Genomic DNA, 20,966 nt, shown 5'->3' with positions numbered 1-20,966 from the left:
GATAAGCGTTAGCGCCATCCGGCTTTGTTTTTTCAGCGAGTAATATCCCACCCGCGCGCCTTCCACAATTCCGGCAGCTGCGCCAGGTCTGTAAAGGTCGTCACTTTTGGATGATCGATCGGCTTGTTGTGCGGATCGGCGCAGAAGTAAAACACCTCCATCCCCGCATCAATCCCCGACTGCGCGCCCGCAGACGAGTCATCCACCAGGATGCAGTTCTCCACGTTGACGTTCATCGCCTTCGCCGCGTGGAACATCAATGCCGGATCCGGCTTCCAGCGCTGGATATCGTAGCCGCTGAACAGTTTTTCCGGGAAGTGGTGCAACATGTCCAGCTTGCCGAGTGAATGCTGCATTTTGCTGACCGGGCCGTTAGAGACCACGCAGATCGGCACCGTCATCGCATCCAGCAGCGCGTTAGCGCCGGCGATAACTTCCAGCTCGGCGTCGAAGAGGCGTGCGACCTCGGCGCGGTACACCGGTTCCAGATCCGCTTTCGCCAGATCCACCCCGTGCTCTTCGTTAATGATGTCGATGATCTCGTACAGCTTCACGCCCTTAAAGCGTTTAAACACCTCTTCGAGATCGAGCGTAATGCCAAATTCCTGGAACATGGCGACATACGCGCGGGAACAAATGACCTCACTGTCGACCAGCGTACCGTCACAGTCGAAAAATACCGCTTCAATTCCGGACATGCCTTTCCCTTTTAACAAGTTTAACGTTTACGTACGACAGTTTAACGAGACGCAATCGTTGCCGTATAAGCAAAATCAATGAAAAAAGTATCCCGTAACCGCCACTATTGTCGCATTTTGGTATAGGATAGCGACGAATTTTCCCTCCTTGTTCGGAAATTGATGATGAGTCAACAACACACTACCCAGACATCTGGTCAGGGGCTGCTTGAGCGCGTGTTCAAACTGCGCGAGCACGGCACAACGGCACGCACCGAAGTGATCGCCGGTTTTACTACCTTCCTGACGATGGTCTATATCGTTTTCGTTAACCCGCAAATTCTGGGCGTGGCTGGCATGGACACCAGCGCCGTCTTTGTTACCACCTGTCTGATCGCGGCCCTTGGCAGCATCCTGATGGGCGTTTTCGCTAATCTGCCCGTGGCGCTGGCCCCGGCAATGGGTCTTAATGCGTTCTTTGCGTTCGTGGTGGTTCAGGCGATGGGCCTGCCGTGGCAGGTTGGGATGGGGGCTATTTTCTGGGGCGCGGTCGGCCTGCTGCTGCTGACCATCTTCCGTGTGCGCTACTGGATGATTGCGAACATTCCCGTGAGCCTGCGCGTGGGCATCACCAGCGGTATCGGTCTGTTTATCGGCATGATGGGGCTGAAAAACGCTGGCGTAATCGTGGCGAACCCGGAAACGCTGGTGAGTATTGGTAACCTGACCTCTCACAGCGTGCTGCTGGGCGTGCTGGGCTTCTTTATTATCGCGATCCTGGCGTCGCGTAACATCCACGCTGCGGTGCTGGTCTCTATCATCGTGACCACGCTGCTGGGCTGGATGCTGGGTGACGTGCATTACAGCGGTATTGTCTCTGCGCCACCGAGCGTTTCTACCGTGATTGGTCACGTTGATCTGGCGGGCTCGCTGAACCTGGGTCTGGCCGGAGTGATTTTCTCCTTCATGCTGGTCAACCTGTTTGACTCCTCCGGTACGCTGATTGGCGTGACGGACAAAGCGGGTCTGGCGGACGAGAAAGGCAAATTCCCGCGCATGAAGCAGGCGCTGTATGTGGATAGCATCTCGTCCGTTGCGGGTTCTTTCATCGGCACCTCGTCTGTTACCGCTTACATTGAATCCTCTTCCGGCGTGTCCGTGGGCGGCCGTACTGGCCTGACGGCGGTAGTCGTGGGTCTGCTGTTCCTGCTGGTGATCTTCCTCTCTCCGCTGGCGGGGATGGTGCCACCGTACGCGGCAGCTGGCGCGCTGATCTACGTCGGCGTGCTGATGACCTCGAGCCTGGCGCGCGTGAAGTGGGAAGATCTGACGGAAGCCGTTCCGGCGTTTATTACCGCGGTGATGATGCCGTTCAGCTTCTCGATCACCGAAGGTATCGCGCTGGGCTTTATCTCGTACTGTGTGATGAAGATCGGTACCGGCCGTTTCCGCGAACTCAGCCCGTGCGTGATGATTGTGGCGCTGCTGTTTGTGCTCAAGATTGTGTTTATTGACGCGCACTAAGGTGCGGTGTGTGGTGTCAGGTGGCGCTTCGCTTACCTGACCTACTGATGAGTGTAGGCCCGGTAAGCGCTAGCGCCACCGGGCTTTTTTATCAGCTTTTAACCCGCTTAATATAATCCCCAAACGCAGTCAACTGACCAGAGAGATGATCACGCGTACTCTGATCCACCACTTCACCCGTCTGCGGGTCGACTTTGTTCTGAATCACGCCGCCCATAAATTCCGGCTTGTTCATCACCATAGCATCCAGGAACACCAGGATCTGTCGCAGGTGATACTGGCAGCGCGCACCGCCGATGGTGCCCATTGAGCTGGTCTGGATCAGCACCGGTTTGCCTGACAGCGGCTGCTCCGGTAAACGGGATAACCAGTCAATCGCGTTCTTCAGACCCCCCGGAACCGAGTAGTTATATTCTGGCGTTACAATCACTACACCATCAGCCTGACGGATCTGCTCGGCTATCGCCTCCACGCTGTGCGGGAACCCTTCTTCCTGCTGAACGTCAGCATCATAAAGCGGGATGTCGCCAATAGACGGCAGGGCGCTGATCTCCATTCCCGCAGGCGCCAGCTGTGGCAGCGTGCGCGCTACCATCCCGTTAAACGAACCTTTGCGCAGGCTTCCCAGTAACGTAACAACTTTCAACGTATCAGACATGATTACTCCTGTTTCATCATGATGACCCTGGACGGATCAGCTATGGGTGTATGCTTTTTCTGCCGGTAAACTGGTTAATCGCATCAGGCGCGCGGCGGGCTCGTTGGCGCGCTCAGGTACATCCGGAAGACTACGCCAACCGCGAATACTGTCAAACTCCCAGATTTTCAGCCGTTCGATGGCGGGGCTCACCGCAACGGACCAGATCAGTACGTCCTCAGCGTCGCTGAGCGCCTCTACCAGCGACGCTTTCGCGGCACGCAGGCGTCCGGAGCCGGGAAGCAGCTGCAACAGGCTGGCGTCGTCTGATGCCGCGCCGCTCAGTTTACGGATGCTCTGGCGAAGGGTGATGAGCTGCGCTCTGGCTTCAACGGGATCGTTCTGGTTACGTATCCACAGCTTTTCATTGCTGGAGAGCGGGTATTCATCGAGCGCGTTAGCACCATGGAAGCTGCGCGTGACGCGTTGCAGCTCCATATCCAGGCCGCAATCACCTTCAGTCGTCAGCGCGACGCCAACAATGTTGCCGGTATACGCAATGGAAAAATGGGGGAGTGCCGGGTCCGCAAAAACCGGGCGACCTTCTGGCTGGGTGAGTATGTCCGGTAATTCGCTGGTGCCGTACAGCATAAAAAGCAGTTCTGCGAGGAGCGCTCTGGAAGCTAAAAACCGCGTCCTGCGGTGTTCAGGTAGTTTGAGCGCCTCACTGTGACAGGCTGAAGAAATTCTGGCCGATACGAGATGCCCTTCCGTTAATGTTCCTCGTGCAAAGTGCGTAGCCATTTTTCGCTCCCTGATAATGGTCGTAGTCGGTTAAACGGTTACATGATTATCGCTTAACTCAGCTTCTGTTTTAATCAGTAAATAGAAATAAGAGAAGCCTGAGGACCGAACTTTACATTATCTTAGGCAAAAACCTGACCTGGCGCGGTATACAGGGCTTTTATAGTTTCGCGCAGCCAGATAATTTTCGGATTATGGCTGTTCCGCTTATGCCAGATTAGCGTGAAGGGTACGGTCAGCTTTTCTGCCTGCGCCTCATCGATGGGAATGGGAAGGCAGACCAGATTACGCTGGTGGAGTTGATTGTAGTGATGGCAGTAGTAGGGCGCAGTGGCAATGTAGTTGTGGTCCGGCTGAGCCGCCATAAACATAGACTGTTCAAAGCCGGGCAGGCTCATGGCGACGTTGCGCTCGTGGCCCATCTCTTTTAGCACTTCATCAAGCGCCCAGGTATCGCTGCGCTCCCAGAAGATGCTGATATGCGGGTAGCGCAGAAACGTCTCAAGGTTCCACGCTTCGTGAAGTGCCGGATGATCTTCTCGCAGATAGACGCACGGACGGTCGCTGAACAGGATTTCGTAGTCAATAAACCACGGCATCAGCTTTAGCAGCTCGCGGGAGCGCGGGTGCGTTTCGCGGCCGGTAAAACCGAGATCGACCTCTCCGCGCGTAATGGCGTCCAGCGAATCATAATCCCACTGGCGCAACTTCACCGTCGCCTGTGGGTAGCGCTCATTCACCTGCTCCAGCAGGGTGTTAAAGCGAATCAGCATCAGCGGCGTTTCGGCGGCGAGCACAAACTTGAGCCCGCCTGGAGAGCTATGGTGGAATTTATCGACGATCTGATTGCCAATCTGCATCCAGTCGGCCAGATCCTGTTCCAGACTCACCGTTAGCGGCGTGGGCAGTAGCCCTAAAGGCGTTTTCACAAACAGCGGATCGTCGAACCAGTCGCGCAGCTTCGCCAGCGATTTACTCACCGCGGACGGCGTCACGTTCATTCGCTTCGCGGCTTTGGTGACGCTGCGCTCCTGCAACAACAACTGCAGGCAAAGTAAAAGATTAAGATCGAGACTGCTGATGGGCTTCTTCATAGTGCGCCGCGGGCTGGATGACCATAAGTAAGGTAATGCAGAGTATGCTACAGCCAATCAGAACCCCGATCAGCATATTCAGCGCGTTAAGGCCGATCACCGCCGCCAGCCAAATCCACAGCGACGAACCGCAGACCTGCGCAATGCCCAGCACCGAGCTTGCCACGCCTGCCCGCAGTGAGAACGGGCCAAGCGCCTGACTCATCGCCACGCCGAAGCCGCCGGAGAATCCGGCGCAGATCAGGGTCATACCCACCAGCATCAGCGCATGTGAGGTGGCGGTCGCCAGAATTACGCCTGCGGCGAGAAACAGCGTCTGTGAAGCGAGCATCAGCGTGCGCTGGCGGAAGATATTGAGCGCAAAGGGCATCGAGAATGAAACCGCCATGCTGACCATCGCATTGAGCGCCATCACCGTCGAATACTCACCGCGATCGAAGCCTATCGTCTCCATCAGTAACACCGGGGAAACGTTTACATAGGTGAGGATCACCGCCACGCTGAGCGTGATGATGGCCAGGCGGCTCAGGAAAAAGCGATTCAGAAGCTTTTCAGCCGGATGAATGGTAGCAGCGTGGTGCGTCTGCTGCGAACCGGGATGGGTCTCTTTCAACACCGTCACGGACAGTATAAAGACGATGGCGCCCATTGTGGCCATGGTCCAGAAAAGGCTCTGCCATGGAAATTTCAGCATGATCAGGTAGCCTACAACCGGTGCCAGCACCGGGATGATGCAGGTAATGCCGTTCAGCATCGACAGCACCCTGGCGCGGCGCTGGGCGCTCAAGGTATCGCGCAGAATGGCAAACGCCACCACGTAACAGCCGCCCGCGCCAATGCCCTGGATAAAGCGCCCTGACAGGAACATTGTGCTTTCCTGAGCCATTGAACACAGTACCGATGCCAGCGTAAAGATAACCGCCCCCGTAATGGCGACGGGTTGACGGCCGGCTCTGTCCGCGATTTTCCCGGCAAATACCATCGACGACGCCATTCCCGCGAGGTAGGCCGAAAACGCGATGTGCAGTTGCGCCTCGCTGGCACCCAGATCGCGGGCAATATGCGGTAGCCCCACCAGATACATATCAATGCCGGACGGATACAGCAGAACTAATGCGAAACTACAAAACAGAAAACGAGCCATAAATCCCCCATAGATGCAGGCAAGCAGGATAGGGGGCATGGGGGGATTAAGCGAGTTGCCATTGGGACAATGGTGATTTCCCTGGAGGAAACCACCATGTTCTATCGGGAATTACTTACCAATACAGAAGCTTGAGAAAATTCGTCCAAGCAGATCGTCCGACGTAAACTCCCCGGTGATCTCGCTCAGGTTCTGCTGCGCCAGACGCAGTTCCTCCGCCAGCAGCTCGCCGGCCCAAGCGCCGATCAGCTGCGCTTTGCCCTGGTCAAGATGGCGTGCCGCCTCTTCCAGCGCCTGCAGGTGACGGCGACGCGCCAGGAAGCCGCCTTCCATGCTGGTATCAAAGCCCATGCTCTGCTTGAGATGGTTACGCAGGTCGTCCACGCCTTCACCGGTCCGCGCCGACAGGCGGATCAGTGAGTGACCATTCACATCGCTGATGCCCAGCGTTTCGCCGGTAACGTCGGCCTTATTGCGCACCACGGTGATCGGCAGTTTGGCCGGGAGACGGGCGATAAAGTCTGGCCAGATTTCAGCCGGGTCAACGGCGTCGGTCGTGGTGCCGTCCACCATAAACAGCACGCGGTCGGCCTGCTCGATCTCCTGCCAGGCGCGTTCGATACCGATACGCTCGACTTCATCGCTCGCATCGCGCAGGCCAGCGGTATCGATGATGTGCAGCGGCATGCCGTCGATATGGATATGCTCGCGCAGGACGTCGCGGGTGGTGCCGGCTATGTCGGTCACGATCGCCGCTTCACGGCCCGCCAGAGCGTTCAGCAGGCTTGATTTCCCGGCGTTGGGGCGACCAGCAATGACCACCTTCATGCCCTCACGCAGCAGGCTGCCCTGGCGCGCTTCGGCGCGAACGGCATCCAGATCGTTCATCACCTGGTTGAGTTGGGCTTCGATTTTGCCGTCAGAAAGGAAGTCAATCTCCTCGTCCGGGAAGTCGATAGCCGCTTCAACATAGATTCGCAGGTGAGTAAGTGCTTCCACAAGGTGATTCACGCGTGCGGAAAATGCCCCCTGCAACGAGTTCAGCGCGGAGCGGGCTGCCTGTTCGGAACTGGCGTCGATCAGGTCGGCAATCGCTTCGGCCTGAGCCAGGTCGAGCTTATCGTTCAGGAAGGCACGCTCGGAGAACTCACCCGGCTTCGCAATGCGCAGGCCAGGCAGGGTCAGAATACGTTTTAACAGCAGGTCGAGGATCACCGGGCCGCCGTGACCCTGAAGCTCCAGCACGTCTTCGCCAGTAAAAGAGTTTGGGCCGGGGAACCACAGCGCAATGCCCTGGTCCAGCGAGGTGCCGTCGGCATCTTTAAATGGCAGATAATCAGCGTAGCGCGGCTTTGGCAGTTTACCCAGCACCGCTTCGGCCACCTCACGCGCCTTCAGGCCGGAGATGCGCAGAATGCCTACACCACCGCGTCCCGGTGGGGTTGCCTGGGCGACGATAGTGTCGTTATGGCTCATGGTTGCTCTCGTTCAATACAAATAAAAAAGGCGGTCAATCGACCGCCCTTATTTTAGCGTTAAGTTACCGAATCAGGACTTTTTCTTTTCGCGGCTATGCAGGCCACGTTTTTCCAGACCACGGTAAATCAGCTGCTGCTGGATGATGGTCACCAGGTTGCTGACGATATAGTACAGCACCAGACCTGACGGGAACCACAGGAAGAACACGGTGAAGATGACCGGCATAAAGGTCATGATCTTCTGCTGCATCGGGTCAGTCACGGTGGTCGGAGACATCTTCTGGATGAAGAACATCGTCACGCCCATCAGGATCGGCAGGATGTAGTACGGGTCCTGTGCGGACAGGTCATGGATCCACAGGGCGAACGGCGCGTGGCGCAGCTCAACGGAACCCATCAGCATGTAGTACAGCGCAAGGAAGATTGGCATCTGAATCAGCAGCGGGAAGCAACCACCCAGTGGGTTCACTTTCTCTGCTTTATACAGGGCCATCATCTCCTGGCTCTGACGCTGTTTGTCATCGCCCAGACGCTCACGCATAGCCTGAATCTTCGGCTGTAGCATACGCATCTTCGCCATGGAGGTGTACTGCGCTTTAGTCAGCGGGTACATGATGCCACGAACGATAAAGGTGATAACGATGATGGAGAAGCCCCAGTTACCCAGGAAGCTGTGGATGAACTTCAGCAGCTTAAACAGCGGCTGAGAGATGAACCACAACCAACCGTAATCAACGGTCAGATCCAGGTGCGGCGCAACGGCAGCCATTTTGTCCTGGATTTCCGGGCCGACCCACAGGGTGCTTGCCAGCTTACCGGTTTGACCCGGCTGCACCAGAACCGGCTGAGATTTGTAGCCGATGGCTGCAATACCGTTGCCGAGGTTCGCGGTGTAGAAGTTGTTCGTACCGTCGTTATTCGGTACCCACGCCGTCGCGAAATACTGTTGCAGCATTGCGACCCAACCGCCTTTAGAGCTGACGTTCAGGTTTTCGTTATCGGCAATGGTGTCGAATTTGTATTTCTCGTACTTGGTATCTGGCGTGGAGTAAGCCGCGCCACGGAAGGTATGCAGCGCAAAGTTGCTGCTTCCGGTGTCACGGTGAGACGGCAGATTGATGGACTGCTTCAGCTGACCAAAGGTAGAGATTTCCAGCGGTTTCGCACCGGTGTTCTGTACGCTGTAGCCCACGTTCACCGCATATTCACCGCGTTTCAGGGTGAAGGTTTTGGTGAAGGTGTTGCCTGCCGCGTCGGTGTAGGTCATCGGAATAACCAGTTCGTTCTGACCATCAGCCAGCACAAAGGTGTCATTCTCGACGTTATACAGTGGACGCGCACCGTTCGCCGGGTTATCCGGGCCATCACGACCGGTCAGGCCGCTCTGTGCCTGGTAGATAAACTCAGGCGTGGTTTCCAGTAACTGGAACGGTTCGGTAGACTTCAGCTCTTTCGGGTAGGTCAACAGCAGCGCCTGCTCAACATCACCACCACGGGTGTTGATAGTCAGCTCAAGCACATCGGTCTTAACCGTAATCTGTTTCCCCTGGCCACTGGCCGGTACGCCCTGGTCGGCGGCGCTACCCGCTGCGGTGGTCGTGGTCTGCGTGGTCTGTTGCTGGGGTTGAGGATTTTTATCCTGCTCCCATGCCTGCCAGATCATGAAAGACACGAACAACAAAGCGATGATAAGAAGATTGCGTTGCGAATCCATCGTTAGTGTTCTCTGGTATCAAAAGGTCCTGGAGGGACGGGGTCGTCTCCACCTGGGTGTAAAGGGTGGCATTTTAATACGCGTTTCACCGTCAACCAACTGCCTTTTATCACTCCAAACCTGCGCAATGCCTCAATTCCGTAGCTTGAGCATGTTGGCGTGAAACGGCAATGTGGCCCGAGTAGCGGACTAATCAGGCGTTGATAGACCCGAATGAGGGCTATCAGGACCCGCGAGCCAGGCGACAGTGGCGGCGCCATAATTTTTCCAACGCTTCCGAGAGAGCACGGTTATCGAGGTCGGCAACCCCTTTTTTAGCCACCACCACGAAATCCATTGAAGGCAGTTCGTGCTGACGTAAACGGAAGCTTTCACGCGTCAGACGTTTAATCCGGTTGCGTTCATGCGCACGCTTAACGTTTTTCTTGGCGACTGTGAGACCGATGCGGGGATGCCCCAGCGAATTTTGGCGGCCGAGGATGGTGATTTGCGGCGTGCCAGCCCGTAGTGGCTGCTGGAAGACGAAAGTGAAATGAGTGGGAGTTAACAAACGTAACTCCCTGGGAAATGCGAGCTTAACCACTCAGGGGTTAGCTTTATTACTTGGAAACGGTCAGACGAGCGCGGCCTTTAGCACGACGACGTGCCAGAACCTGACGACCATTTTTAGTAGCCATACGAGCACGGAAGCCGTGAGAACGGTTGCGCTTCAGTACAGACGGTTGAAAAGTGCGTTTCATGGCGATTTCTACCTAAACTTGAATAAATTCACTGACTTTTGCGTATACCCGAACGAGATTCGAACGACTAACGCCTCAGCGTGGGTGATTAAAGAGGCCGGATTGTAATAATTGTACACTCCGGAGTCAATTCTCTTTCCTTAAATCCCTGCGTATTTCCGCACGATTTCGCGTGGAAAATGAGCAACGAACGACGCAGGAAGATGAGCATCACGCGCCGGGTCGAGGATTATACGGGCTCGCCAACAAAGCGCAAGGATCCTCCTGGATCTTCGTTAGATCATTTAAGCCCAAAATTGTCTGTGCTCATTAAATTTTCCAATATGCGGCCTAAATCGCGAGGCACTCGCGTCAGGATCGTTTACACTTACCCGATTCCGGATCTTCCTGTGGATAAATCGGGAAGAATCTGTGAGAAACAGAAGATCTCTGGCTCAGTTTAGGCTATGATCCGCGGTCCTGATCGGGATCCAGCGATCCTGGCCGGACATAAACACAACATCGTTCAGGCTGTATCAACGATAGCGTGTATAACCGCAGATAGCGGTTCGCACATCACCCTGATGGGGTCATGTCGATGTGCGCCAACAATCATGAATATTCAATAGTTTTCTTTTATTGTTCGAGTGGAGTCCGCCGTGTCACTTTCGCTTTGGCAGCAGTGTCTTGCCCGATTGCAGGATGAGTTACCAGCCACAGAATTCAGTATGTGGATCCGCCCATTGCAGGCGGAACTGAGCGATAACACGCTGGCTTTGTACGCGCCAAACCGTTTCGTGCTCGATTGGGTAAGGGATAAATACCTTAATAACATCAATGGACTGCTGAACGATTTCTGCGGGTCAGATGCCCCACAGCTGCGTTTTGAAGTGGGCACAAAGCCGGTCACCCAAACCGTTCGTGAAGTTGTCAATGTGGCAGCCCCTGCACAGGCGGCGCCCGCTCCAGCGCCTCGCGTTGCACCGGCTCGTCAGGGCTGGGATAACGTTCCGGCCCCCGCTGAGCCTACCTACCGCTCAAATGTTAACGTGAAACACACGTTCGATAACTTCGTCGAAGGTAAGTCGAACCAGCTGGCGCGCGCGGCGGCCCGCCAGGTTGCCGATAATCCCGGTGGTGCTTACAACCCGCTGTTCCTTTATGGCGGCACGGGTCTCGGTAAAACGCACCTGCTGCATGCGGTGGGCAACGGCATTATGGCGCGTAAGCCCAATGCCAAAGTAGTGTATATGCACTCCGAACGCTTCGTTCAGGACATGGTAAAAGCCCTGCAAAACAATGCGATCGAAGAGTTTAAACGCTACTACCGTTCCGTTGATGCGCTGCTGATCGATGACATCCAGTTCTTTGCCAATAAAGAACGATCGCAGGAAGAGTTTTTCCACACCTTTAACGCCCTGCTGGAAGGCAATCAGCAGATCATTTTGACCTCGGATCGTTATCCAAAAGAGATCAACGGCGTTGAAGATCGTCTCAAATCCCGCTTCGGCTGGGGCCTGACCGTGGCGATCGAGCCGCCGGAGCTGGAAACCCGCGTCGCGATCCTGATGAAAAAAGCCGACGAGAACGACATTCGCCTGCCGGGTGAAGTGGCGTTCTTTATTGCCAAGCGCCTGCGTTCCAACGTTCGTGAGCTGGAAGGGGCACTGAACCGCGTTATCGCCAACGCCAATTTTACCGGTCGTGCGATCACCATCGATTTTGTGCGTGAAGCGCTGCGCGATTTGTTGGCATTGCAGGAAAAACTGGTCACCATCGACAATATTCAGAAGACGGTGGCTGAGTACTACAAGATCAAAGTGGCAGATTTACTGTCTAAACGTCGTTCCCGCTCGGTGGCGCGTCCGCGTCAGATGGCGATGGCGCTGGCAAAAGAGCTCACCAACCACAGCCTGCCGGAAATCGGTGATGCGTTTGGTGGACGTGACCATACGACCGTGCTGCACGCCTGTCGCAAGATTGAGCAGTTACGCGAAGAAAGCCACGACATAAAAGAAGATTTTTCCAATTTAATCAGAACATTATCATCGTGACGCTATGAAATTTACCGTTGAACGTGAACATTTATTAAAACCGCTGCAACAGGTGAGTGGCCCATTAGGCGGCCGCCCTACGCTGCCTATTCTTGGAAACCTGCTGCTTCAGGTCGCTGACGGTACGCTGTCGCTGACCGGCACAGATCTGGAAATGGAAATGATCGCGCGCGTTACGCTGACTCAGCCGCACGACGCGGGCGCGACCACGGTTCCGGCACGTAAATTCTTTGATATTTGCCGTGGGCTGCCGGAAGGCGCTGAAATCGCCGTGCAGCTGGAGGGCGACCGCATGCTGGTGCGCTCTGGCCGCAGCCGTTTCTCCCTCTCCACGCTGCCCGCTGCGGACTTCCCGAACCTGGATGACTGGCAGAGCGAAGTTGAATTTACCCTGCCGCAGGCGACGATGAAGCGTCTGATTGAAGCCACGCAGTTCTCCATGGCGCATCAGGACGTTCGTTACTACTTAAACGGCATGCTGTTCGAAACCGAAGGTGAAGAGCTGCGTACCGTGGCTACAGACGGTCACCGTCTGGCGGTCTGTTCTATGCCGATTGGCGATTCACTGCCAAACCATTCGGTGATCGTACCGCGTAAAGGCGTAATTGAACTGATGCGTATGCTCGACGGCGGCGACACCCCGCTGCGCGTGCAGATCGGTAGCAACAATATTCGTGCCCACGTGGGCGATTTTGTCTTCACATCGAAGCTGGTAGACGGACGTTTCCCGGATTATCGCCGCGTATTGCCGAAGAACCCGGACAAAACGCTGGAGGCAGGTTGCGACATCCTCAAGCAGGCGTTCGCGCGCGCCGCTATTCTCTCCAACGAGAAATTCCGCGGCGTACGTCTGTACGTGAGTGAAAACCAGATCAAAATCACCGCCAACAACCCGGAGCAGGAAGAGGCAGAAGAGATTCTGGACGTCACCTACGCCGGGGCTGAGATGGAAATCGGCTTCAACGTCAGCTATGTGCTGGATGTGCTGAATGCACTGAAATGCGAGAACGTTCGCATCCTGCTGACTGACTCCGTTTCGAGCGTACAGATTGAAGATGCCGCATCACAGTCGGCTGCTTATGTTGTCATGCCAATGAGACTGTAATGTCGCTCACCCGTCTGTTGATCCGCGACTTTCGCAACATCGAGAGCGCGGATCTCGCTTTATCCCCTGGCTTTAATTTCCTGGTTGGCGCGAACGGCAGCGGCAAAACCAGCGTGCTGGAAGCCATCTATACGCTCGGTCATGGCCGGGCGTTTCGCAGTTTGCAGATTGGTCGCGTGATTCGCCACGAGCAGGATGCGTTTGTGCTGCATGGGCGCTTGCAGGGTGCCGAGCGGGAAACTGCCATCGGCCTGACCAAAGACAAGCAGGGCGACAGCAAGGTGCGCATCGACGGCACCGACGGCCACAAGGTGGCGGAGCTGGCACTGCTGATGCCGATGCAGCTGATTACGCCGGAGGGGTTTACTTTACTCAACGGCGGCCCCAAATACAGAAGAGCGTTCCTCGACTGGGGATGCTTTCACAATGAAGCCGGTTTCTTTAACGCCTGGAGCAATCTGAAGCGTCTGCTTAAACAGCGTAACGCCGCATTGCGCCAGGTCACGCGCTACGCCCAGCTGCGTCCGTGGGACATGGAATTAATTCCTCTTGCGGAACAAATCAGCCGCTGGCGTGCCGAATACAGCGCAGGTATCGCCGAAGACATGGCCGATACCTGCAAACAGTTTTTACCCGAGTTCTCTCTCACCTTCTCTTTCCAGCGTGGCTGGGAAAAAGAGACGGATTATGCCGAGGTGTTAGAGAGAAGCTTCGAGCGCGATCGCATGTTGACCTACACCGCGCACGGCCCGCACAAGGCGGATTTCCGCATTCGTGCCGACGGTGCGCCGGTGGAAGACACGCTGTCGCGCGGGCAGCTGAAGCTCCTGATGTGCGCGCTACGCCTGGCGCAGGGGGAGTTCCTCACCCGCGAAAGTGGGCGACGCTGCCTGTACCTGATAGATGATTTTGCCTCGGAACTTGACGACGCGCGGCGCGGGCTACTTGCCAGCCGCTTAAAAGCCACGCAGTCGCAGGTTTTCGTCAGCGCCATTAGCGCTGAACACGTTATGGACATGTCGGACGAAAATTCGAAGATGTTTACCGTGGAAAAGGGTAAAATAACGGATTAACCCAAGTTGAAATGAGCGAGAAACGTTGATGTCGAATTCTTATGACTCCTCCAGTATCAAAGTCCTGAAAGGACTGGATGCGGTGCGTAAGCGCCCGGGTATGTATATCGGCGACACGGATGACGGCACCGGTCTGCACCACATGGTATTCGAGGTGGTAGATAACGCTATCGACGAAGCGCTCGCGGGTCACTGTAAAGACATCGTGGTCACGATCCATGCGGACAACTCCGTGTCCGTTACCGATGATGGTCGTGGCATCCCAACCGGTATTCACCCGGAAGAGGGCGTATCTGCTGCGGAAGTTATCATGACCGTTCTGCACGCAGGCGGTAAGTTCGATGATAACTCCTATAAAGTTTCCGGCGGTCTGCACGGCGTAGGCGTATCCGTAGTAAACGCCCTGTCGCAGAAGCTGGAGCTGGTTATCCAGCGCGAAGGCAAAATTCACCGCCAGATTTATACCCATGGTGTGCCGCAGGCACCGCTGGCCGTTACCGGTGATACCGACAAAACCGGTACCATGGTGCGTTTCTGGCCGAGCCTTGAAACCTTCACCAACGTCACCGAATTCGAGTACGAGATCCTGGCGAAACGCCTGCGTGAACTGTCGTTCCTGAACTCCGGCGTGTCGATTCGACTGCGCGACAAACGCGACAACAAAGAAGACCACTTCCACTACGAAGGCGGTATCAAGGCGTTCGTTGAGTATCTGAACAAGAACAAAACGCCAATTCACCCGAATATCTTCTACTTCTCTACTGAAAAAGACGGTATCGGCGTGGAAGTGGCACTGCAGTGGAACGATGGTTTCCAGGAAAACATCTACTGCTTTACCAACAACATTCCACAGCGCGACGGCGGTACGCACCTTGCGGGCTTCCGCGCGGCGATGACCCGTACCCTGAACGCCTACATGGACAAAGAAGGCTACAGCAAAAAAGCGAAAGTCAGCGCCACCGGTGACGATGCCCGTGAAGGCCTGATTGCCGTGGTCTCCGTGAAGGTGCCGGATCCGAAATTCTCCTCACAGACCAAAGACAAGCTGGTCTCTTCTGAGGTGAAATCGGCGGTTGAACAGCAGATGAACGAACTGCTGAGCGAATACCTGCTGGAAAACCCGTCCGACGCGAAAATCGTGGTGGGTAAAATTATCGATGCGGCGCGTGCCCGTGAAGCGGCGCGTAAAGCCCGTGAAATGACCCGTCGTAAAGGCGCGCTGGACCTGGCAGGCCTGCCGGGCAAACTGGCTGACTGCCAGGAACGCGATCCGGCGCTGTCTGAACTGTACCTTGTGGAAGGGGACTCCGCGGGCGGTTCTGCAAAGCAGGGCCGTAACCGCAAGAACCAGGCGATTCTGCCGCTGAAGGGTAAAATCCTTAACGTTGAGAAAGCGCGCTTCGACAAGATGCTCTCTTCTCAGGAAGTGGCGACGCTCATCACCGCGCTCGGCTGCGGCATCGGTCGCGACGAGTACAACCCGGACAAACTGCGCTATCACAGCATCATCATCATGACCGATGCGGACGTCGACGGCTCGCACATTCGTACGCTGCTGTTGACCTTCTTCTATCGTCAGATGCCGGAAATCGTTGAGCGCGGCCACGTCTACATTGCCCAGCCGCCGCTGTATAAAGTGAAGAAAGGCAAGCAGGAACAGTACATTAAAGATGACGAGGCGATGGATCAGTACCAAATCGCGATCGCCCTTGATGGTGCGACCCTGCACGCAAACTCCAGCGCGCCAGCGCTGGCCGGTGAACCGCTGGAGCGTCTGGTCTCCGAGTTCAACGCCACGCAGAAAATGATTGGCCGTATGGAGCGTCGCTATCCGAAAGCGCTGCTGAAAGAGCTGATTTATCAGCCGACCCTGACCGAAGCCGAGCTGAGCAACGAGCAGACCGTCACCCGCTGGGTGAACACCCTGGTGAGCGAGCTGAACGAGAAAGAGCAGCACGGCAGCCAGTGGAAGTTCGACGTTCAGCAGAACGCTGAGCAGCAGTTCGAGCCGATTGTTCGCGTGCGTACCCACGGCGTCGATACCGACTACCCGCTGGAGCACGAGTTTGTTACCGGTCCGGAATACCGCCGTATCTGCACCCTCGGCGAGAAGCTGCGTGGTCTGATCGAAGACGACGCGTTCATCGAACGTGGCGAGCGTCGTCAGCCGGTAGCCAGCTTCGAACAGGCGCTGGAGTGGCTGGTGAAAGAGTCCCGTCGTGGCCTCTCTATTCAGCGTTATAAAGGCCTGGGCGAAATGAACCCGGATCAGCTGTGGGAAACCACCATGGATCCGGAAAGCCGTCGCATGCTGCGCGTCACCGTTAAAGACGCAATCGCAGCGGATCAGCTGTTCACGACCCTGATGGGTGACGCGGTTGAACCACGTCGCGCCTTCATCGAAGAGAACGCCCTGAAAGCGGCGAATATCGATATTTAACGGTTGTTTTTGTGGGGCTCATTCCAAATGATGTCTCATAAAGAATGCAGTCGGCTAATAACAAAAAAGAGAGTGACATCATGTCACTCTCTTTTTTTTACTTATATTTGAATATCAATAAAACGAAGTCGATCTCATTGATGTGATCCTCGCCCAGGAGTATATACCCCGATAAAGAGTATGGTGGTCTGTTAAAGTTGAAATCGGTACGGAAAAAGGAATAAACCGTATGAGCAGCAGGAGCGATATTATCGGGGCCGATGAATGGCAGGTAACGACCCGCAGCGGCCTCGTCTACAGTGAGGTCCTCGGTTGGATCGACCTGGGGCATGCCAGGGGCGAAGATATTTCCCTGCTTCTGGCTGATTTCAGCAGCGGCGAAGCCAGTGGCAGACCTTATTACACGATTGCATACAATCAGAGAATGAATATCGGGAAAGGACTGGCCGGAACGGGTAAGTTTGTTCGCTGGGAAATAAAACGTGGGCGCTCGATGTCAGAAATTAACAGCATTGCCCTGGCTATGATGATGGATACCGCGAGAAATTTTGAAAATTACCAGTCCCGCGCTTTTTTCAGTTGGTACACCGATAGCGGGTTCAGCGGAGAAGACCTGGTGTCGGATCTGCTCGGTTTTTACAGGGCGCTGATTCCTTCGGATTACCGGGCTCAGTTGCGGCCTGTCAGTCGTGAAAGCGCACTACGCCGCTGGGATCATTACGGACCGATCGGTAATTTCAAGAACCGGGGTTTTCTTCCATTGATTTTTCCCGACCCTGATGACCTTAATATCCGGCATGAACCCTATAAAGGCCCGCTTCCCCGCTTTATGAGGTGGGTAACGCCGTTTGATAACTTCAGCTCAGACATTGTTCGTATTCTTAACGATAACGGCACATATCATTCCTTCTTTACCCACTCAGGACGACGTTGAGCATGAAAAAGTTAGCCATATTTTCAGGGTTGGCCATCGGGATTGTCACGTTAGCATACCTCTTTTTGGCATATGAGCCTGAGATGACATATCGTGAATCAGATAAGGTTCGCTATCATCTTTACACCCCAGAATCGATTAAGCAGGCACCACGCCTGTCACCGGATTATACCTTCAGCCACTCTGCTGCAAATGGACAGCCAGAGACCGCTGGCGTGTGCTTTAGCGGGGTATCTGATGCCGCTGTACTTAAACAATATCTTGTTTCGCGTGGCTACGCCTTTGCCAGAAAGGCCCCCGTCGGGGAGCTATGGACGTCAGAACGTCATCGGGATGTGTACTTCACTGTTATCAGCAGGGTTTCGCCTGGCAGGCAAGTTTGCCTTTTTGAATCAGAACGTTAACTTGCACCTTCGACGCGGCTTGCAGGAAAGTCCAGCGACAGCACTGACGGTAAACGGCTGGCAAGCGTATCGACAGCAATTCTAACCCTCAGCGGCAGATGCGGCGTCTGCTGCCAGACTGCATGAACGTCGAAGCGCACGTCCGGTGCCTGCTTTAAAAGCGGGATGAGTTTTCCCTGATGTATTTCTCTGCGGGCCATCCAGCAGGGCAACCACGCAAGGCCGTGTCCGGCCAGCGCAGCGTCGCAGATTGCCTGTAAATCATCCATATTGAGCGATGAGCGGGGAGTAAAGGTGTGCGATCTCCCTTCGCTATCCATTAGCTGCCAGGGCAGCACTCTGCCTGATCGCAGATAGTTAATGGCAGTGTGGTGGGGTAAATCAGCAACGTTTTCTGGCTGGCCGTTCTTCATCAGGTAATCCGGGGCGGCACACAGCACCATGCGATGCTCGCCCAGCCTTCTGGCGACCAGCAGGCTGCTGTCCTGCAGCGTGCCGTTACGTACCGCCATATCAAAGCCTTCCTCTACCAGATCCACCACGCGGTCGCTGAATGACATTTCAAGCTCAAGCCCGGGGTGTTCCTGCGTCAGTTCTATCAGCAGTGGCGCGACGCACTGGCGACCAAACAGAACCGGCATGGCGACGCGCAGGCGGCCGCTGACCTGCTGCTTCCCTGTTTCAAGCAGCGACTCCGCGCCCCGAATCTCCTCCAGCGCGCGAAGGCAGCGTTCATAAAACAGAGCGCCGTTGTCGGTCAGCCTCTGGCTGCGGGTGGTACGCTGGAAAAGACGTACGCCCAGCCGCTCTTCAAGACGAGCAATGCTTTTTCCTACCGCCGAGCGCGACAAATGCAGACGGACGGCGGCCTGCGCAAAACTTCCCGCCTCAACGGCGGCCACAAATACAGGTATATCCTTCAGCGTATCGGTCATGAATTGTATCCACTGCGTCATCAATTATGGGAAAACTTATCGCCACTGGCGACCAAACGTCAACGGTAGACTGTCAGTCCTAAAGCTTATTTGATGGCAGGAGAGAAAAAATGACAGAAACAATGCAGCGCTGGTCAATGAACGCCCTTGGGCGCGAGAGCCTTCAGCTTGTTCAGGTGCCTGTGTCACAGCCAGGCCCGGGGGAGGTTCGCGTAAGGGTTAATGCCGTTGCGCTCAACTACCGGGATAAAATGGTTGTTGAAGGCACAATGCCGATCCCGCTTTCCTTCCCGTTTACCCCGGCGTCTGACATGGCGGGCGTGGTGGACAGCATTGGTGAAGGCGTTACGCGTTTCAAACCCGGCGCACGCGTCATCTCAACCTTCTTCCCGGAATGGATCGACGGCAAGCCGCAGGCAGACGCGCGCGATTTGCCCTATAAAACGTCCGGTGGATACTTCCAGGGCATGCTGGCCGAATATGTGATTGTGAGTGAAAACGCGCTGGTGGCGTCCCCGGAAAGCCTGGATGACGCTGAGGCCAGCACGCTTCCTTGCGCGGGGCTTACCGCATGGTTCGCGCTGGTGGAGCGCGGTCATTTACGCGCCGGGCAATCGGTGCTGGTACAAGGCACGGGCGGTGTGGCGCTATTCGCTTTGCAGATAGCAAAAGCGCACGGCGCAGAAGTTATTGTTACGTCGGGGAGTGATGAAAAACTGGCACTAGCCAAAAAGCTGGGAGCCAGCCAGGGCATCAACCGACTGAAAGGCGACTGGGCTGAAAATACGCTGGCACTGACGCAGGATCGCGGCATCGACCACATTATCGAAACCGTGGGTGGGGAGAACCTGAGACATTCCCTTCGCGCGGTAGCCGTTCACGGGCGTATCTCCGTTATTGGCGTGCTGGCCGGAACGGACATTTCCCTGCCTGCTGGCGAGCTGCTGCTGAAATCCCCCGTCATTCAGGGGATTGGGGTTGGACACCGCCGGGCGCTGGAAGATTTCGTCCGTGCTGTTGATGTCACGGAGTTAAAACCGGTGATTGAACATCGCTATCGTTTTGACGAACTGGAACAGGCGCTTGAGCATCTGGATCGCGGTGCGTTTGGCAAAATCGTTCTCACCCGCGAGTGAGTTCTTGTTCCCGGGATAAATATAAAAGGGGCTTTTTGTTACGCAAGGTAGCTCTATTTTTGTGTGCTTAATCGCGTTAGCATGAGATAGCACTCATTTATCCCGGGGACCTCATGGCTATCAAACTCATTGCAATCGATATGGACGGCACGCTGCTGCTGCCAGACCACACTATCTCTCCTGCCGTTAAAAATGCGATCGCCGCCGCACGCGAAAAAGGCGTGAACGTGGTGCTCACCACCGGACGCCCGTATGCCGGGGTGCACAGCTACCTGAAAGAGCTGCACATGAACCAGCCTGGCGATTACTGCATCACCTATAACGGCGCACTGGTGCAAAAGGCAGCAGATGGCAGCACGGTGGCGCAAACTGCACTGAGCTATGATGACTACCTGTTCCTTGAAAAACTCTCCCGCGAAGTGGGCTCTCACTTCCACGCGCTCGATCGCAATACGCTTTACACCGCCAACCGCGATATCAGCTACTACACGGTGCACGAGTCCTACGTTGCAACCATTCCACTGGTGTTCTGCGAAGCGGAAAACATGGACCCGGCAACCCAGTTCCTGAAAGTGATGATGATTGATGAACCTGCGGTTCTCGACAAAGCCATCTCACGCATTCCGGCTGAGGTAAAAGAGAAATACACCGTGCTGAAAAGTGCGCCGTACTTCCTCGAAATCCTCGATAAACGCGTCAATAAAGGCACGGGTGTCAAATCGCTTGCCGATGCGCTGGGCATCAAGCCTGAGGAGATTATGGCGCTGGGCGACCAGGAAAACGATATTGCGATGATCGAATATGCAGGCATGGGCGTGGCGATGGATAACGCCATCCCGTCGGTGAAAGAAGTGGCGAACTTCGTCACCAAATCTAACCTGGAAGACGGCGTGGCTTATGCGATTGAGAAATTTGTCCTGTCCTAACAGCTGTCTGTAATCATCAGCCTCGGTTATCAACCGGGGCTTTTTTTAGCGCTGAATTTATCGAATTGTTCTTTTTGTGATCTGGATTGTAGTACAACATTAACTGATTGTACTACATTGTCACCACGGCAATGGCGAAAGGACTCACGTTTGTACTGCAAAAGTGAG

The 20,966-nt window shown here is 55.3% G+C and carries 20 protein-coding genes; 9 read left to right on the top strand and 11 right to left on the bottom strand.

What is annotated here, in order from left to right; translation table 11 throughout:
* Nucleotides 1–32: 32 nt before the first annotated feature.
* Entirely contained in the window at nucleotides 33–698 is a 666-nt protein-coding gene (yieH, locus tag CKK19_RS19950; RefSeq protein WP_022649879.1) for a 6-phosphogluconate phosphatase, read from the bottom strand.
* Nucleotides 699–863: 165 nt separating this feature from the next.
* Here yieH and adeP point away from each other — a divergent pair, with 165 nt between their 5' ends.
* On the top strand, nucleotides 864–2,201 hold the full coding sequence (gene adeP / locus CKK19_RS19945; protein WP_139152660.1) for an adenine permease AdeP: 1,338 nt from the start codon (nucleotides 864–866) through the stop codon (nucleotides 2,199–2,201).
* 91 nt (nucleotides 2,202–2,292) lie between these two features.
* On the opposite strand, the gene CKK19_RS19940 is transcribed toward adeP, so the two are convergent.
* From CKK19_RS19940 to rpmH, 9 genes are all read right to left on the bottom strand, one after another.
* A complete protein-coding gene (locus tag CKK19_RS19940; protein ID WP_058677088.1) occupies nucleotides 2,293–2,859 on the bottom strand; it encodes an NADPH-dependent FMN reductase in 567 nt (188 codons plus the stop codon).
* 36 nt (nucleotides 2,860–2,895) lie between these two features.
* Nucleotides 2,896–3,642, bottom strand: coding sequence for a 4'-phosphopantetheinyl transferase family protein (locus tag CKK19_RS19935; protein WP_023298947.1), 747 nt, complete (start codon nucleotides 3,640–3,642; stop codon nucleotides 2,896–2,898).
* A gap of 122 nt (nucleotides 3,643–3,764) precedes the next feature.
* Nucleotides 3,765–4,736, bottom strand: a complete 972-nt coding sequence (gene yidZ / locus CKK19_RS19930; RefSeq protein ID WP_063853999.1) for an HTH-type transcriptional regulator YidZ — start codon at nucleotides 4,734–4,736, stop codon at nucleotides 3,765–3,767.
* Nucleotides 4,705–5,880 (bottom strand): MFS transporter, encoded by a 1,176-nt coding sequence (locus tag CKK19_RS19925; protein ID WP_032622027.1) that lies wholly within the window; start codon nucleotides 5,878–5,880, stop codon nucleotides 4,705–4,707. The genes yidZ and CKK19_RS19925 overlap by 32 nt, the downstream gene beginning before the upstream one ends.
* Before the next feature lie 111 nt (nucleotides 5,881–5,991).
* Complete coding sequence (mnmE, locus tag CKK19_RS19920) at nucleotides 5,992–7,356, bottom strand: tRNA uridine-5-carboxymethylaminomethyl(34) synthesis GTPase MnmE (protein WP_058677089.1); 1,365 nt, start codon at nucleotides 7,354–7,356, stop codon at nucleotides 5,992–5,994.
* Nucleotides 7,357–7,428: 72 nt separating this feature from the next.
* The gene (gene yidC, locus CKK19_RS19915; RefSeq protein ID WP_023298949.1) at nucleotides 7,429–9,072 is read right to left on the bottom strand and encodes a membrane protein insertase YidC; all 1,644 of its coding nucleotides are present in this window, start codon (nucleotides 9,070–9,072) and stop codon (nucleotides 7,429–7,431) included.
* A gap of 2 nt (nucleotides 9,073–9,074) precedes the next feature.
* Entirely contained in the window at nucleotides 9,075–9,332 is a 258-nt protein-coding gene (yidD, locus tag CKK19_RS19910; protein ID WP_001307474.1) for a membrane protein insertion efficiency factor YidD, read from the bottom strand.
* Complete coding sequence (gene rnpA, locus CKK19_RS19905) at nucleotides 9,296–9,655, bottom strand: ribonuclease P protein component (protein ID WP_006808764.1); 360 nt, start codon at nucleotides 9,653–9,655, stop codon at nucleotides 9,296–9,298. Before rnpA ends, yidD begins: the two co-directional genes overlap by 37 nt.
* A gap of 16 nt (nucleotides 9,656–9,671) precedes the next feature.
* On the bottom strand, nucleotides 9,672–9,812 hold the full coding sequence (gene rpmH / locus CKK19_RS19900) for a 50S ribosomal protein L34 (protein ID WP_000831330.1): 141 nt from the start codon (nucleotides 9,810–9,812) through the stop codon (nucleotides 9,672–9,674).
* A 638-nt stretch (nucleotides 9,813–10,450) separates the two neighbouring features.
* Between rpmH and dnaA the strand changes: the two genes are divergently transcribed.
* The 6 genes from dnaA to CKK19_RS19870 all read left to right on the top strand — a co-directional run bounded on the left by dnaA (nucleotide 10,451) and on the right by CKK19_RS19870 (nucleotide 17,801).
* Nucleotides 10,451–11,845, top strand: a complete 1,395-nt coding sequence (gene dnaA / locus CKK19_RS19895; protein WP_003861124.1) for a chromosomal replication initiator protein DnaA — start codon at nucleotides 10,451–10,453, stop codon at nucleotides 11,843–11,845.
* Between the two features lie 4 nt (nucleotides 11,846–11,849).
* On the top strand, nucleotides 11,850–12,950 hold the full coding sequence (gene dnaN / locus CKK19_RS19890; RefSeq protein WP_003861122.1) for a DNA polymerase III subunit beta: 1,101 nt from the start codon (nucleotides 11,850–11,852) through the stop codon (nucleotides 12,948–12,950).
* Nucleotides 12,950–14,023 (top strand): DNA replication/repair protein RecF, encoded by a 1,074-nt coding sequence (gene recF / locus CKK19_RS19885; RefSeq protein ID WP_022646527.1) that lies wholly within the window; start codon nucleotides 12,950–12,952, stop codon nucleotides 14,021–14,023. The genes dnaN and recF overlap by 1 nt, the downstream gene beginning before the upstream one ends.
* A gap of 28 nt (nucleotides 14,024–14,051) precedes the next feature.
* The gene (gyrB, locus tag CKK19_RS19880) at nucleotides 14,052–16,463 is read left to right on the top strand and encodes a DNA topoisomerase (ATP-hydrolyzing) subunit B (protein ID WP_063137909.1); all 2,412 of its coding nucleotides are present in this window, start codon (nucleotides 14,052–14,054) and stop codon (nucleotides 16,461–16,463) included.
* A gap of 229 nt (nucleotides 16,464–16,692) precedes the next feature.
* Nucleotides 16,693–17,397 (top strand): hypothetical protein, encoded by a 705-nt coding sequence (locus tag CKK19_RS19875; protein WP_022646529.1) that lies wholly within the window; start codon nucleotides 16,693–16,695, stop codon nucleotides 17,395–17,397.
* 2 nt (nucleotides 17,398–17,399) lie between these two features.
* On the top strand, nucleotides 17,400–17,801 hold the full coding sequence (locus CKK19_RS19870) for a hypothetical protein (protein WP_032670893.1): 402 nt from the start codon (nucleotides 17,400–17,402) through the stop codon (nucleotides 17,799–17,801).
* On the opposite strand, the gene CKK19_RS19865 is transcribed toward CKK19_RS19870, so the two are convergent.
* Entirely contained in the window at nucleotides 17,798–18,736 is a 939-nt protein-coding gene (locus tag CKK19_RS19865; protein ID WP_023305132.1) for a LysR family transcriptional regulator, read from the bottom strand. The genes CKK19_RS19870 and CKK19_RS19865 overlap by 4 nt on opposite strands.
* A gap of 110 nt (nucleotides 18,737–18,846) precedes the next feature.
* Between CKK19_RS19865 and CKK19_RS19860 the strand changes: the two genes are divergently transcribed.
* Complete coding sequence (locus CKK19_RS19860; RefSeq protein ID WP_063853998.1) at nucleotides 18,847–19,872, top strand: zinc-dependent alcohol dehydrogenase family protein; 1,026 nt, start codon at nucleotides 18,847–18,849, stop codon at nucleotides 19,870–19,872.
* A gap of 113 nt (nucleotides 19,873–19,985) precedes the next feature.
* Nucleotides 19,986–20,798, top strand: coding sequence for a sugar-phosphatase (yidA, locus tag CKK19_RS19855; RefSeq protein WP_023298954.1), 813 nt, complete (start codon nucleotides 19,986–19,988; stop codon nucleotides 20,796–20,798).
* Nucleotides 20,799–20,966 lie beyond the last annotated feature (168 nt).

The organism is Enterobacter sp. CCUG 70166, from assembly GCF_020224095.1.
Classification (GTDB): Bacteria; Pseudomonadota; Gammaproteobacteria; order Enterobacterales; family Enterobacteriaceae; genus Enterobacter; species Enterobacter intestinihominis.
This window is presented reverse-complemented; position numbering and strand designations above follow the sequence as displayed.